This window comes from Gemmatimonadaceae bacterium (genome assembly GCA_019637355.1).
Taxonomy (GTDB): domain Bacteria; phylum Gemmatimonadota; class Gemmatimonadetes; order Gemmatimonadales; family Gemmatimonadaceae; genus Pseudogemmatithrix.
This window is the reverse complement of the sequence record JAHBVT010000001.1, coordinates 1,402,828-1,417,562: the sequence shown is the minus strand read 5'-3', so window position 1 is coordinate 1,417,562 and position 14,735 is coordinate 1,402,828. Positions and strand designations below refer to the sequence as shown.

Below are 14,735 nucleotides of genomic sequence, written 5' to 3'. Positions count from 1 at the left end.
TTCTCCCGATGCGCTCCACGTTCACGCTGGCCGCGCTCGCGCTACTCGCGGCCCCCGGTCTCTCCGCCCAGCAGCGCCCCTACCGCGACGTCGTCCCGGCGACGGCCCAGTCCGAGGCCGGCCTCTTCGGCGTCCACCGTGTCGGCGCCACGCTGCTCTTCGAGCTCCCCGACTCCCTGCTCGGCCGCGATATGATCGTGATGTCGCGATTCGCGCAGGTGCAGGATGGCTTCTCGCAGGTCGGCGCGAATATGGCGCCGAATATGGTGGTGCGCTGGGAGCGCCGTGACGATCGCATCTACCTCCGCGCCGCCTCGCACCAGACCACCGCCGAGCCGGGCACGGCGCGCCACATCGCCGTCGAGGACCAGAACTTCGCGCCGGTGCTGCAGTCCTTCCCCATCGCCGCGCGCGGCACGAATTCGTCGGTCATCAACGTCACCGACCTCTACCTCGGCGACCACCCGGCCTTCACGCTGCAGCGACAGCCCCGCACGCAGCTCGGCGTCCAGCGCCTCGAGCGCGACCGCGGCTGGCTGGAGTTCGCGCGCAGCTTCCCGACCAACGTCGAAGTCCGCGTCGTGCAGAGCTACGCCGCCAACCAGGCGCCGAGCAATCCGCGCGGCGGCGCGCTGTCGTTCGAGGTCAACCACTCGATGATCCTGCTGCCCGCCGTGCCAATGCGGCCGCGGCTCTGGGACGAACGCGTGGGCTTCATCTCCATCCAGCGCACCGACTACTCGCGCGACTTCCAAGGCGTGCGCGCCGATCGCTATGCCGTGCGCTACCGCCTCGAGCCGAGGGACACTGCAGCATTCCTGCGCGGTGAACTGGTGGAACCGATCAAGCCCTGGGTCTGGTACATCGATCCCGCGACGCCGGAAGAGTGGGTCCCGTACATCGAAGCCGGCATCCTGGAATGGAATGCCGCCTTCGAGGATGCGGGCTTCAAGAATGCGATCCAGGTCCGTCGCGCGCCGTCGCCTACGGAGGATCCAAGCTTCTCGCTGCTCGACGCGCGCTACTCGGTGCTGCGCTACGTGCCGACCACGGTGCGCTCCGCCAACTCTGGCGGCGATGTCGTGGACCCACGCTCAGGTGAGGTGCTGCGCGCCCACACGAATATGTTCGAGGCCGTCGCCGAGCGAATGCGCTGGCAGCTGCTCTCGCAGGTCGCGACTGCCGCGGCGGATCAGCGCTACCGCAGCTCGCGCTTGCCTGAAGACCTGATGGGCGAGGCGATCCGCTATGTCACCTCGCACGAGACGGCGCACTCGGTGGGCCTGCCGCACAATCAACGGGCCAACTTCGTCTTCCCCATCGATTCCATCCGCAATCCGGACTTCGTGCGGCGGATGGGCCACTCCGGCTCCTCGGTGGGCCGCACACGCTTCAACTACGCCGCGCAGCCGGGCGATGGTGTGCCGCCGGAACGCCGCGTCGGCATCTGGGACCGCTGGGCTGTCTACTGGGGGTATCGTCCCATCATCGAGGCCAAGAGCGCCGACGAGGAGACGCCGGTCCTGCACCGCTGGATCACCGAGCGCGCCGACAAGCCTTGGTTCCGCTTTGCCTCGGCGCAGTTCGGGATGGACGTCGAGTGGGATCCCTACCGGATGACCGAGGGCATCTCCGACGACCCCGTCGAAGCTGCGTCGTTGGGGATGAAGAACCTCAAGGTGATGGTCGACAGCCTGATGCCCTGGCTGCTGCGGCCCGGCGATGACTATTACGAGATCGAGACGCACTACCTGCAGGCGCTCACGCAGTGGAATCGCTACGCCGAACACGCCGCAGCGGCGGTGGGCGGCTCGTGGACGCACCACAAGCGTTACGGCGAGGCCGGCGTCGTCTACACGCCGATCGACGCCGCGTACCAGCGCAAGGCGATGCGCTTCATCGACGAGCAGGTCCTGGCCACGCCGACCTGGGCGCTGAACGTCGACGTGCTCCGCAGGCTGGAGCACGCCGGTGCCGTCGAGCGCATACGCGCGTACCAGGAACTCGCCGTGCAGCGCTTGCTCAACCCGGCCCGCATCGGGCGGATGATCGAGCACGAGGCCTTCCTCGGCAACGCGACGTACACGCCCGCGCAGATGCTCGACGACGCGCGGGCGGCCGTCTGGCGCGACGCCACGGGCGGCCGCGCGGTGGATACCTACCGCCGCAACCTGCAGCGCGCGTACCTCGCGCAGGCCACGCAGCTGCTCAAGACGGCCGACAACGAGGGCTGGAGCCCGCCGCGCTCCGGCGACCTGCGCGTCGGCAGCAACAACGATCCGCCGCTCAACGGCGAGCTCAAGATCGCCCAGTCGGACATCCGTCCGCTCATCCGCGAACAGCTCACTCTGCTTCGCACTGAGCTCCGCAGCGCACTCAGCCGCGGCGTACGCGACCGCAACACGCGCATTCATCTCGAAGACGCCCTGCTCCGCATCGATGCGGCGTTGGCCCCCTGATCGCCGTCCCCTCCACGAGCCCGACTATGCGAAATCGTACTCTTGCTTCGTCTGCGCTGTGCGTCGGCCTGCTGGCGCTCGCCACGTCCGTACTCGGCGCCCAAGCCGCCACGCCCGCCGCTGACCGCGGGCCGTCTGGCAACCCGCAGTTGGCCCTGCCCTACGGCGCTGCCAGCGCCGCGCCCGTTTCCCGCTGGACGCCGCCCGCCTCGGCTGGCCGCCAGCTCACGCTGGAGGACCTGCTCGGCTGGAAGGGCATCCGCGCGCCGCAGATCTCCAACGATGGGCGCTGGCTGGCCTACGAGCTCGCGCCGAACGAGGGCGACGCGGAGGTGGTCATCCGCGGTAGCGCGGCCAACGGGCAGGAGTGGCGGTTTCCGGTTGGCTCCGCCCCGTCCGGCGGTCCCGCGTCCGGCGCCAACGTGACGATCAGCGGCAACAACCGCTGGGTCGCGTTCTATGTGCGGCCGAGCGCCGAGGCGTCGCGCTCGCGCGGCCGGCCTGGCGCGGCGGCGGGCGGAGGCGCTGCAGCCGGCGCCAACGCCTCTCCCACGCTCGCGATCGTGAACCTGGCAGACGGGAGCAAGCGCGAGTTCGAGAACGTCCGCGCCTTCCGCTTTGCCGGCGACACCTCAAGCTGGCTGGCCATCCACCACGCCGCCCCGAGCGGCGGCGGCGCGGCTGGCGGCGGTAGCGCCAACACGTCGCCCAGTGGCACGGTGCTTCAACTCGTGAACCTCGCCGCGCCGGCGACGTCGCCGTCCACGCCGATCGCCAACGTAACCGAGTTCGCCTTCGACGACGCTGCGCAGTGGATGGCCTACGCCATCGGCACGCCGGACCAGCTCGGCAACTCGCTGCAACTCCGCCGGCTCGGCACGGGCGAGACCCGCGCGTTGGCCGCGGAGAAGGCCACCTACCGCCGCATCACCTGGGGCGATTCGTCGGCCGCACTGGCTGTGCTGAAGGTGGAATCCGACAGCGCCCAGAACGTGGATGAGGTCGTGACCGTGCTTGCCTGGCCTCGCGCCACCGGGAACGACGCCCCGCACGTGATCGACGCCAAGGCGACCGGGCTTCCGGCCGGTTACGTCCCCAGCGGCGACTACGCGATGGCCTTTGCGCGCAACGGCTCGGCGATCTTCGTCGGACTGCGTTCACCGCGTCCTCCGCGCCCGCGCGCCACGGCCGGTGGCGGCGGCAGCAGTCCGGCGCCGGGTGCTGGCAGCGGTGGACGCCAAGCCGCCGCGCCGCAGACCGACGCCGACGTGCCTTCGCTAGTGCTCTGGCACTGGAAGGACGACCGCACCCAGTCCGCCCAGCAGGTGCAGGAGAACAGCGACCGCAACTTCGTGCACGTCGCCGCCTATCAGTTCACGCGACGCGCACTCGTTCCCCTCACCGACGACTCGCTGCGGAACTTGCAGCGCGGGCCGCGCGACACCTGGGGCATCGCCAGCGACAATCGCGCCTACGAGCGCGAAGCCGGCATCCGTGGTTACCAGTTCCACGATCTCTATGCCGTCAACCTGCAGTCCGGCGAGCGCCGCCTCATCCAGGCGAAGGTCCCCGGCAGCGGGGGCGGTGGCTTCTTCGGTGGCGCGAGCAACGCCTTCTCGCCCGACAACTCCAAGTACGCCTACTACGACACGGGTGACTGGAAGGTCTACGACTTCACCAGCGGCCAGACCCGCGTCGTCACCGCCGGCATCGACAATCCGTTCTGGAACGAGGACGACGACCGCAACCAGGTGAAGCCGGCCTTGGGCGGCGCGCTGCTCGGCTGGACGCGGGACAACGCCAGCATCCTCGTGCGCGACAACTGGGACATCTGGAAGCTCTCAGCCACCGGCGCCGCGGCCCGCAACCTCACCGGCAACGGGCGTCGCGAGCATATCCGCTACCTCGGCCGGCTCAACTGGGACAACCGCGATCGCCGCGGCATCGACCCCTCGCAGCCGATGTTCGTCGAAACCTACGGCGAGTACAGCAAGCGCGAGGGGCTCGTGCAGGTCGACGTGGCCCGCGGCGGCGTGCGCGTGCTCACCGACGAGGACGCCAAGGTGGACTATCGGCGCGCTCGCGATGCAAACGTGTGGTTCTTCACGCGCCAGAGCGTCGTCGCCTACCCCGACCTCTGGGCCGCCGACGCCGGCATCACCAACGTCCGCCGGCTCACCACCGCCAATCCGCAGCAGGCCGAGGTCGCGTGGACGCCCGGGGCGCGGCTCATTGAGTACAAGTGCGACAACAGCGACGCGCGGCGTCAGGCCGTGCTCGTGCTGCCCGCCGGCTACGAGCAGGGCAAGACCTACCCGATGCTCACGTACATCTACGAGCGGCTCTCGCAGAACTACAACGTCTACGCGCAGCCCAACGCCACGCGCTACGCCAATCCCAGCGTCTACACCTCGCGCGGCTACGCGTACCTGATGCCCGACATCACCTATCATCTGGACGATCCCGGCCGCAGCGCGCTGTGGTGCGTCGTGCCCGCCGTGAAGGCTGCCATCGCCACCGGCCTCATCGACACCGCCCGCGTCGGCCTCCAGGGCCACAGCTGGGGCGGCTACCAGACCGCGTTCATCACCACGCAGACCGACATCTTCAAGACCGGCGTCGCCGGCGCGCCGCTCACCGATATGGTCTCGATGTTCGGCTCCGTGTACTGGAACACCGGCAGCACCGACGGCAGCATCTTCATCGCCAGCCAGGGCCGCTTCACCGGCAGCCCCAACGAAGTGCCCGAGGCGTACCGCCGCAACTCACCTCAGGTCTTCGCACATCAGCTACAGAGCCCCCTGATGCTCCTCCACAACGACCGCGACGGCGCGGTGGATTTCAACCAGGGCATCACGTACTACAACCACCTCCGCCACCTCGGGAAGGAGGTCGTGCTGCTCGAGTATGTCGGGGAGAACCACGGGCTCGCGCGTGCGGCCAACCAGAAGGACTATGCGCTGCGGATGACCGAGTGGTTCGATACCTTCTTGCGGGACCAGCCGGCGCCGGAGTGGTTGACGGAGGGGGTGCCGCGGTTGCAGATGGAGGCGCACCTGAAGGCGCGACGGGCGATGACGGATGCGAAGGCGGAGGTGCCTCGGGTGGTGCCGTAGAGGGCTGGACGCGACGTTGCGAGTGGTTCACAGTTACGCCTCACGCTACGATCCCAATGGAACCCATCGACTCGGCGCTGCAGAGATTCTCCCAGCTCCACGGCGAGATTGAGCTTTACAAGAAGTCGGTCGTGTCCGAACAGGATACCCGCGTAAAAGTGATTGACCGCATCCTCTCCGACGTTCTTGGCTGGACCTTCGAAGACATTATGACGGAGAGCATGGCAGGATCCGGATACATTGACTATCGGCTCTGCAACCAGTCGCTAACTCGGGTAATTGTCGAGGCGAAGCGGGACGGCCTGCCCCTCCTTGCTCCAACCGCGCGCCCCGGGCGAAGCTACAAGCTCTCAGGCCCCATCTTCAAAGAAGCGGCGACCCGCGAAGGGCTGCAACAAGCGATTCGGTATTGCGGCATGCGGAACGCTGAACTCGCCGTGGTGACGAACGGACACGAATGGATCGTGTTCCGTGGAAGCAGACTGGGGGACGGGCGCGACACACTTGATGGCATGGCGTTCGTATTCCCGGGATACGAGGCGATCAAGAGCGAGTTTGCGCTCTTTTGGGCTCTGTTGTCGCCCGAGAACGTGGCTCAACTGGCCTTTCGCGCTCACTTTCAAGAAGCGGAGGGGCGCCCGCTTCGCACCCACGAGTTTCGGCGTGCGTTGCGCAACCCCGATTCACGCGTGCTTCTCGCACAGTCAACGCTGATGTCCGATATCGAACGCGTCATGACCTCGTTCTTTCGCCGCCTTAGTGGCGATGACGATCCAGATCTGTTGGCGAAATGCTTCGTAGTGTCGAGAGAGAGCCAGCACGCGGACGAGAGGCTCGCACGAATCTCAGACGACTTGCTGGGGAGAATCAAGAACCTGGACACGGATGAAGGCCGCGAACTGTCATCAGTCATCTCTCGCGTGAGAGATACCGGCCGAAACGAGTTCGTACTGCTGATCGGTACCAAAGGTGCGGGCAAGTCAACGTTCATCGATCGCTTCTTCAAGTTCGTCTTGCCGCGTCCTCTGGCTGGCGAGCTGGTCGTCGCCCGAATAAACCTCGCTGACAGCGACGGAAACGACTCTGAGGTGTCTGAGTGGCTCAACCGTCGCCTGTTGAGCGCTCTCGAGCAGGCAGTGTTTGGCGAGAAGGGGCCGAGCTTCGATGAGCTGAAGGGAATGTTCTTCGACGAATACAAGAGGCGCTCAGAAGGAACCTTAAAGTACCTCTACGAAAGCGACAAAGTGTCTTTCCAGATCGACTTTGGACGAATGATTGAAGAGCGTCGAGAGACACGGCCGCACGAATACATTAAAAGATTGCTGCAACACATCGTCAACGTCCGGCGGATGTTACCGTGTCTGGTGTTCGACAACGCCGACCATTTCACAATCGAATTCCAGGAGCGTGTGTTTCAGTATGCACGTTCCCTGTACGAATCGGAACTGAGTCTCGTGGTAATGCCGATTACGGATCGCACGAGCTGGCAACTTTCGCGGGAGGGCGCTCTTCGGAGTTTTGAGAACGAATCGCTATTCCTACCGACTCCCCTCCCGATGGTTGTGCTCAAGAAGCGCATCGAGTTTCTTGAGTCGCGACTGCACGAGGAGAAGCGCGAACCGGGACGAGGCTACTTCATCGGCCGCGGCATTTCACTTTCGCTGGACAACCTCACGGCCTTTACCGCTGCCCTGCAGGGAATCTTCCTGAAGTCGGGCGATGTCGCGTATTGGATTGGGAATCTTGCGAATAACGACGTTCGCCGGTGCCTCGAGCTCGCTAAGTACCTTGTTTCGAGTCCCCGGCTTGAGGTCGCAGAGTTGCTCAAGACCTACATCGCAGGCTCGTCAATCGTTCTGCCGGCTTGGAGAGTCAAGAAGGCCCTGGTGAACGGGCGATACGACATCTTCTCCAGCACCGAGAACACCTTCGTGCGCAACGTCTTTGCACTTGATGAAGATCTTGAGCACTCCCCTCTGCTTGGATTGCGTCTCCTGCAGGTGCTTCGCGACACCTCTAAGCACGACCCCACGGACCCGTTCATGCCGGTCGAGCACGTTATCGACTACTTCAGAGCGATGCACGTAGAGCCGCGGGCAACCACACGCATACTGGGGAAGATGCTCGAGTATGGCCTCTGCGGCTCCTATGACCCAACGATAACAGAGATTGCGAAAGCTAAACGGGTAGAATTGACGCCAGCCGGATTTCAGCACCTCCGCTGGGGGACTCGCGATCAAGCGTACATCTCAGAGATGCTACTCGTGACACCTATCGCTTCTTCCGAAGCGCACGCATCACTGGCTGCCTTGCAGCGGCAGAGCCGCAAAGTCGCATGGGCTCCAATGGGTCGCGAGTTCGTGCGCTACGTGTGTTCGGAGGACGAGAAGTACTGCCGTGTCCCGGCGCATCCTGCTTACGACAATCAATCCCAACTCGTGGCGCAATTGCGCGCCGTCTATCCTGAGGAGGACCGAGCGGATCACGCGTTGGACCATCAATTGTAGTGCGGCCGAGGTCGGACGTCCCGGTTGTGTGCCCGCGCTAGCTACGCCGCCCCTACCCACTCCTTCCCCTCCCCCTTCGTCGCCACCGCCACCGCATAATCCCGATTCATCTGCTGGATCGCATCAATCGAGATCCCCTTCGGACAAGCCGCCATACACTCGCCGAATAGCGAGCAGCCGCCGAAGCCTTCGAGATCCATACGGGCGACCATATCCAAAGCCCGCTTCCGCCGCTCCGGCTGCCCCTGCGGCAACACACCGAGGTGCGCGATCTTCGCCGCCGTGAACAGCGACGCCGACGCATTCGGGCAGGCGGCCACGCAAGCGCCGCAGCCGATGCAGGCCGCGTTGTCCATCGCGAGGTCCGCGTCCTGCTTGGCGATCGGGATCGCATTCGCATCCTGCGGCGTGCCCGTCGGCGCGGAGATGAACCCGCCGGACTGGATGATGCGGTCAAACGCCGAACGGTCCACCACGAGATCCTTCACCACCGGGAAGGCCTGCGCGCGCCACGGCTCGATGTAGATATCGTCGCCGTCCTTGAAGCTGCGCATATGCAGCTGGCAGGTCGTCGTCAGGCGCATCGGCCCGTGGGCCGCGCCGTTGATCATCATCCCGCAGGCGCCGCAGATGCCCTCGCGGCAGTCGTGGTCGAACGCGATGGGCTGCTCGCCCTTCTCGATGAGCCGCTCGTTCACCACGTCGAGCATCTCGAGGAAGCTCATATCGGGGCTGATCGCCGGCGCCGGGTAGGTCACCATCTCCCCGGGCACGCCGGGGCCGGCCTGGCGCCAGACGTGCAGCGTCACGTTCATCGTCGCAGTGCTGGACCCGCTCACTTGTAGCTCCGCGTGCTCAGGTGGACGTTCTCGAAGTGGAGCGGTTCCTTGTTGAGGATGGGCGCCTTCCCCTCCCCGGCATACTCCCAGGCCGCCACGTAGGCGAAGTTGGCGTCGTCGCGCTTGGCTTCGCCGTCCTCTGTCTGGTGCTCGCTGCGGAAGTGCCCACCGCAGCTCTCCTCACGGTGCAGCGCGTCGATGCACATCAACTCGGCGAACTCGAGGAAGTCGGCCACGCGGCCGGCCTTCTCCAGGCTCTGGTTGAGCTCGGCGCCGCTGCCCGGCACCCGCACGTTCTGCCAGAACTCCTCGCGCAGCTTGGGGATCTCCACCAACGCTTGCTTGAGCCCCTCGGCGCTGCGCGCCATTCCGCACTTGTCCCACATAATCTGCCCGAGCTGGCGGTGGAACGAATCCACCGTGCGCTGGCCGTTGATGGACAGCAGGCGCTTGGTCCGCTGCTCCACCTGCTCCTTGGCCTCGCGGAACGCGGGGTGCTCGGCCGTCACCTTCTCGAGCTTGGTGCTCGCGAGGTAGTCGCCGATGGTGTACGGGATCACGAAGTAGCCGTCGGCGAGGCCCTGCATCAGCGCCGAGGCGCCGAGGCGGTTGGCGCCGTGGTCGGAGAAGTTCGCCTCACCGGCCACGTGCAGGCCGGGGATGGTGCTCATCAGGTTGTAGTCGACCCAGAGGCCGCCCATCGTGTAGTGCACGGCGGGGTAGATGCGCATCGGACGCTCGTAGGGGTCCTCGTCGGTGATGCGCTGGTACATCTCGAAGAGATTGCCGTAGCGCTCCTCGATGGCCGGCTTGCCGAGCCGCTTGATGGCGTCGGCGAAGTCGAGGTACACGCCGCGCCCGCCGGGCCCCACGCCGCGGCCGTCGTCGCAGGCTTCCTTGGCGGCACGCGAGGCGATGTCGCGCGGGCTCAGGTTGCCGAAGCTCGGGTACTTCCGCTCCAGGTAGTAGTCGCGGTCCTCTTCCGGAATCTGCGACGGCTCCTTGCCGCAGTCTTCCTTGCGCTTGGGCACCCACACGCGCCCATCGTTGCGCAACGACTCGGACATCAGCGTGAGCTTGGACTGATGGTCGCCCGCGACCGGGATGCAGGTCGGGTGGATCTGCGTGAAGCAGGGATTCCCGAAGGCCGCGCCCTTCTTGTAGGCGCGGTAGGTCGCGGTGACGTTGCAGCCCTTGGCGTTGGTCGAGAGGTAGAAGACGTTGCCGTAGCCGCCGGTCGCGAGGATCACCGCGTCCGCCGCGTGCGACTCGATCTCGCCGGTGACCATATCGCGCACGATGATGCCGCGGGCCTTGCCGTCCACGAGCACCAGCTCGAGCATCTCGTGGCGCTCGTACATCTTCACGCCGCCCTTGGCGATCTCCTTCTCCAACGCCTGGTAGGCGCCGATGAGCAGCTGCTGCCCGGTCTGGCCGCGCGCGTAGAAGGTGCGCGAGACCTGCGCGCCGCCGAAGGAGCGGTTGGCCAGCAGTCCGCCGTACTCGCGCGCGAAGGGCACGCCCTGCGCCACGCACTGGTCGATGATATCCACCGACACCTGCGCGAGGCGGTACACATTGGCCTCGCGGGCGCGGAAGTCGCCGCCCTTGATGGTGTCGTAGAACAGCCGCTGCACCGAGTCGCCGTCGTTGCGGTAGTTCTTGGCGGCGTTGATGCCGCCCTGCGCCGCGATCGAGTGCGCGCGCCGCGGCGAGTCCTGGTAGCAGAAGCAGGACACATTGTAGCCGAGCTCGCTGAGCGTCGCGGCGGCGCTGGCGCCGGCGAGGCCGGAGCCCACCACGACGATGTGGAATTTCCGCTTGTTGGCCGGGTTCACCAGCTTCATCTCGAAGCGGTGCTTGTCCCACTTCTCCGCCAGCGGCCCGCTGGGGATCTTGGCGTCGAGCTTGAGTGCCATTGTGCTTGAGTTCCTCAGTCGACGATGCCGAGCGCGACCGCGATCGGCACGATGATGAATCCCGCCCAGGTCACGATCGCGACGCCCAGCGCCAGCTTGCGCTCCATCGGCATCGGGTTGGGCTTGGCCACGCCCAGCGTGCGGAAGCCGGCCCAGACGCCGTGGTACAGGTGCAGGCCGAAGAGGCTCATCGCGATCACGTAGAACGCGGTGACCCACCACACCTTGAAGCCCAGCACCACGTTGCCGTAGGCGCCCCCCTTGCTGAACGCCGGGTGCAGGTGGCCGGTGGTGAAGTGCAGGATGTGGAAGACCAGGAAGACCGCCAGCACCACCCCGCCCCAGCGCATCGTGCGCGAGGCCAGCGTGGCGATCTGCGACTCGCGCTTCACGTAGTCCTGCGGCCGCGCGGCCTTCGCGATGGCCGTCAGCTGCAGCGCCGAGATGATGTGCAGCACGGCCATCACCAGCAGGCCGATGCGCGCGATCCACAGCAGCGCTCCGAGGGACTGCAGCGCGTGCGCGTAGGCATTGAAGACGCTGGCACCGAGGAACACCTGCAGGTTCCCGGCCATATGGGCGACGGCAAAGAGCACGAGGCCGATGCCAGTCACGGCCATCACCCACTTCTTGCCGATCGTCGAATTCCAAAATTGCAGCAACGCGGCCATCGAAGTCCTCTGCGGGGGTCAGAGACAAGACCGGGAGGCACCACGCGGCGCCTCCCGGTTCAGAGCGTCACAGCTTGACCACGCTCATCGGTTCGCGCACGGCCTGTGCGCTCTTGGCCAGCGCCGCCTTCTCGTCCGCGGTGAGCGACACGTCGATGATCTTCTCGATGCCGTTCCGGCCGAGCTTCACCGGCACGCCGAGGAAGATGCCCTTCTCGCCGTACTCGCCGTCCAGCCAGGCCGAGCAGGGGAGGATGCGCTTCTGGTCGTTGACGATGGCCTCGACCATCTGCACCGCGCCCGAGGACGGCGCGTAGTACGCCGAGCCGGTCTTGAGGTGCTTCACGATCTCGGCGCCGCCGTTGCGCGTGCGGTCCACGATCGCGTCGAGCGTCGCCCTGTCCATCAGCTGCGTGATCGGGATGCCCGAGACGGTCGTGTAGGAGATGAGCGGCACCATCGTGTCGCCGTGGCCGCCGAGCACCATCGCCTGGATGTCGCGCACGGAGACGTCGAGCGCCGTGGCGAGGAATGCGCGGTAGCGGGCGGTGTCGAGCACGCCGGCCATCCCGATGACGCGCTCCTTCGGGAAGCCCGTGGCTTCCTTGGCCACCCAGCACATCACGTCGAGCGGGTTGGAGACCACGATGACGATCGCGTTCGGCGAGGTCTTCTTGATCTGCTCGCTCAGCGACTTCACGATGCCGGCGTTGGTGTTGAGCAGGTCGTCGCGGCTCATCCCCGGCTTGCGGGCGATGCCGGCCGTGATGACGACGATGTCCGAGTCCTTGGTCTCGTCGTAGCCGTTCGTGCCGATGACGCGGCTGTCGAAGCCCTCGATCGGCGCCGACTGCCACTGGTCGAGGCCCTTGCCCTGCGGGATGCCCTCCGCCACGTCCACCATCACGACGGTGCGAGCGAGTTCCTTCTCGGCGATGCGCTGCGCCGCGGTAGCGCCGACGTTGCCGGCTCCGACGACGGTAATCTTGTTGACCATACTTTACAGAGTCTCGTTTTGGGGATGAATCAGTGAGGGGAATTTAGTGTGGTGCGAGGGCGAGTTGTAGCTCTGGGACCGAGGACGGATGACGGATGACGGAGGCGAACAACATCCAGCGGGCCGTCTGAGCATCCGTCATCCGTCATCCGTCCCAGTCTCACCCTCCAACCTGCGACAGCGCCTTCAGCCCACCCACCCTCAGTTGCAACAGATTGTGCTCCTTCGGCTTCTCGGCCAGCGCCTGGACAAACAGCGGCTCCAGTCCAAGACCTGCCCGCAGCGGCTCGCGCAGGTTCACCTCGTGGTCACCGTACAGGCAGGTGCGGAGACGGCCGTCGGCGGTGAGGCGCACGCGGTTGCAGTCGCCGCAGTAGGTGTGCGTCATCGGCGTGATGACACCCACCGTGCCGGCGGCCCCGGCGAGGCGGTAGTACTTGGCGGGCCCGTTGCCCTTGGCCGGGCCGGCGGCACCCTCAAGCGGGGCGATGCCCGCCACGCGGCGCAGGACCTCGTCGCTCGGCACGATGTGCGCGTCGGTCAGGTGGGCCATCTCTCCGACCGGCATCAACTCGATGAACCGGACGTGGATCGGCAACTCGAGCGTCAGCCGCGCGAAGTCCTCGATCTCGTCATCGTTGAGGCCGCGCATCACGACCACGTTCACCTTCACCGGCTCGAGCCCGGCGGCAAGCGCGGCACGAATCGCCTGCACGGGCTCGAACTTGAGGTCGCGCCGCGCGATGGCGACGATGCGTTCGGGGCGTAGCGAGTCGGCGCTGAGGTTCACGCGGTCGAGGCCCGCGGCGCGGAGCTCGCGCGCCATCGTCGGGAGCTTGGCGCCGTTGGTCGAGAGCGCGATGTCCTCGATGCCGGGCACGGCGCGGAGCATCTGCACCAAACGCACGAGTTCGGGCCGGATGGTCGGCTCGCCGCCGGTCAGCCGCAGGCGCCGGAGTCCAAGCGGCGCAAGCTGGCGCACGACCTCGGTGATCTCCTCGTAGCTGAGGATCTCCTGCTTCGGGAGCCAGGGCAGTCCCTCCGCCGGCATACAATACACGCAGCGGAAGTTGCAGCGGTCGGTCACGGAGATGCGCAGGTACTCGATCGAGCGCCCGTGCTGGTCCTTGAGCGGGGCGGGCAGCGTCACGAGGCCTCCACGGCGTCGGGCGCAGCAGCCAGGGTGCCGCCGGTGTTGTCCACCCAGGCGCGCTCGCCGTCCACGTAGTGCTCGCGCTTCCAGATAGGCACGCGGGCCTTGAACTCCTCGATGATGTAGCGCTGTGCGTCCATCGCCGCCGCCCGACGCTCGTGCGACACGGCAATGGCGATGCTGGCCTCGCCGAGGCTGAGGGTCCCCAGGCGATGCTCGATGACGATGTGTGGCGTACCGAAGCGCTCGGCTGCTTCCTCTGCGATGCGCTGCATCTCGGCCGCAGCCATCGGCGCGTAGGCCGAGTAGTCGATGCCAGTCACCTCGCGACCTTGGTTGGTCCGCCGCACGGTTCCGACGAAGACGGTCGTGGCGCCGGAGCCGACGTTCGCGACCTCCGCCAGCAACGCCGTGGGGTCGAGCGGGTGCTCAACGAGGGCCGTCCGCATCAGCCGCCCGCGACCGGAGGGATGATCGCGAGTTCGTCCCCGGCGGCTAGCGCCTGGTCCGGCTTGGCATAGCGCTGGTTCACCGCCACCAGAGGACGCGGCAAGGGCTTGGGGGACTTGGCCTTGGCTTGTGCGGCGAGCGTGGCGAGCAGGTCGCTCACGCGCGCGCCATCCGGCAACTCGACCTCGACCATTGGGCCGAGGGTGTCGCTCCAGGAGGCGAAAAGCTGGACGCGGTGCTTCACGGAGGGGGTCACCCCTCCTCGGGCACCATCTCCAGATCGGCGACGAGGGCCCGCAACTCCTTGCTGGGCTTGAACACCGGGACCGGACGGGCGGAAACCTCAACCGGTGCACCGGTGCGCGGGTTACGCGCCATCCGGGTCTTCCGGTTGCGAATCTTGAAGGTGCCGAACCCTCGCACCTCGATGTTCTTCTGTTCCTTGAGCGCGTCCTTGATGGCGTCCAGGAATGAATCGACCACGCGTGCGCAGTCCTTCTTGGAAATCATCGGGCCGGAGGTCTGGGACATCGCCTCCGTGACACGCTCCACAAGGTCCGCTTTGGTCATCGACATACCGAGGATGGGTTGACGGCCCAAGTGCCGTAAGTGCCCAAAGGTTAG

The 14,735-nt window shown here is 66.3% G+C and carries 11 protein-coding genes; 3 read left to right on the top strand and 8 right to left on the bottom strand.

The features are described from left to right. Nucleotides 1–8: 8 nt before the first annotated feature. From KF689_06485 to KF689_06475, 3 genes are read left to right on the top strand one after another with little or no spacing between them, the layout of a single operon-like run. Entirely contained in the window at nt 9–2,459 is a 2,451-nt protein-coding gene (locus tag KF689_06485) for a zinc-dependent metalloprotease (GenBank protein ID MBX3133018.1), read from the top strand. Nucleotides 2,460–2,485: 26 nt separating this feature from the next. Continuing rightward, the gene (locus KF689_06480; protein ID MBX3133017.1) at nt 2,486–5,575 is read left to right on the top strand and encodes a S9 family peptidase; all 3,090 of its coding nucleotides are present in this window, start codon (nt 2,486–2,488) and stop codon (nt 5,573–5,575) included. A 56-nt stretch (nt 5,576–5,631) separates the two neighbouring features. After that, entirely contained in the window at nt 5,632–8,082 is a 2,451-nt protein-coding gene (locus KF689_06475; protein MBX3133016.1) for an AAA family ATPase, read from the top strand. A 41-nt stretch (nt 8,083–8,123) separates the two neighbouring features. Here KF689_06475 and KF689_06470 read toward each other — a convergent pair whose 3' ends face one another. The 8 genes from KF689_06470 to KF689_06435 form a co-directional block, all read right to left on the bottom strand. Continuing rightward, entirely contained in the window at nt 8,124–8,897 is a 774-nt protein-coding gene (locus KF689_06470) for a succinate dehydrogenase/fumarate reductase iron-sulfur subunit (protein ID MBX3133015.1), read from the bottom strand. A gap of 20 nt (nt 8,898–8,917) precedes the next feature. Next, nucleotides 8,918–10,840: a fumarate reductase/succinate dehydrogenase flavoprotein subunit gene (locus tag KF689_06465; GenBank protein MBX3133014.1), complete on the bottom strand. Its 1,923-nt coding sequence runs from the start codon at nt 10,838–10,840 to the stop codon at nt 8,918–8,920. A gap of 14 nt (nt 10,841–10,854) precedes the next feature. Continuing rightward, nucleotides 10,855–11,511, bottom strand: coding sequence for a succinate dehydrogenase cytochrome b subunit (locus KF689_06460; GenBank protein ID MBX3133013.1), 657 nt, complete (start codon nt 11,509–11,511; stop codon nt 10,855–10,857). Nucleotides 11,512–11,578: 67 nt separating this feature from the next. Further along, entirely contained in the window at nt 11,579–12,508 is a 930-nt protein-coding gene (gene mdh / locus KF689_06455) for a malate dehydrogenase (protein MBX3133012.1), read from the bottom strand. Nucleotides 12,509–12,668: 160 nt separating this feature from the next. After that, on the bottom strand, nt 12,669–13,658 hold the full coding sequence (moaA, locus tag KF689_06450) for a GTP 3',8-cyclase MoaA (GenBank protein ID MBX3133011.1): 990 nt from the start codon (nt 13,656–13,658) through the stop codon (nt 12,669–12,671). Further along, entirely contained in the window at nt 13,655–14,110 is a 456-nt protein-coding gene (locus KF689_06445) for a molybdenum cofactor biosynthesis protein MoaE (GenBank protein MBX3133010.1), read from the bottom strand. The genes moaA and KF689_06445 overlap by 4 nt, the downstream gene beginning before the upstream one ends. Beyond that, nucleotides 14,110–14,367, bottom strand: coding sequence for a MoaD/ThiS family protein (locus tag KF689_06440; protein ID MBX3133009.1), 258 nt, complete (start codon nt 14,365–14,367; stop codon nt 14,110–14,112). Before KF689_06440 ends, KF689_06445 begins: the two co-directional genes overlap by 1 nt. Beyond that, a complete protein-coding gene (locus KF689_06435) occupies nt 14,364–14,681 on the bottom strand; it encodes an integration host factor subunit beta (protein ID MBX3133008.1) in 318 nt (105 codons plus the stop codon). Before KF689_06435 ends, KF689_06440 begins: the two co-directional genes overlap by 4 nt. Nucleotides 14,682–14,735: the final 54 nt, after the last annotated feature.